This window comes from Taklimakanibacter deserti (assembly GCA_003574785.1).
Map to the genome: position 1 here is coordinate 1 of QORU01000098.1, position 511 is coordinate 511.

General features: G+C 67.3%; 1 protein-coding gene. It reads left to right on the forward strand.

Annotation, left to right across the window (positions count from 1 at the left end; genetic code table 11):
* On the forward strand, window positions 1–511 hold a 511-nt coding region (locus DS839_RS36155; RefSeq protein WP_162919034.1), incomplete at both ends, for an IS66 family transposase.

Sequence of the window (511 nt, forward strand, 5' to 3'; positions counted from 1 at the left end):
GGGTGATCTGCTCATCAACGAGGCCGAGGTGGCGGTCGATGAGGAAGAGGCCAGCGCCCAGGATGACACGGCTGACGCGCCGGCCGACCCCCACCAGCCGGCCAAGCGCCGTACCCGTGGCGGCCGCGTGGCGTTACCCCCCGAACTGCCCCGCGTCGAAGTGATCCATGAGCTCCCCGAGGATGCCCGTCATTGCCACCACGACGGCACCGAGCTCAAGGAGATCGGCAAAGAGATCAGCGAGGAACTGCACGTCGTGCCGGCGCGGATCGAGGTGATCCGCCATGTGCGCATCAAGTACGGCTGCCCAGACTGTGAAGAGGGCGTGCAGATCGCCCCGGCACCGGCCAAGCTGCTGCCCAAGAGCAATGCCAGCCCGACCCTGCTCGCCTACGTGGCCACCGCCAAGTACCAGGATGCCTTGCCGCTCTATCGGCAGAGCCAGATCTTTGCCCGGCACGGCATCGAGATCCCGCGCAACACCCTGGCCCGCTGGATGGTGCAGGTCGGC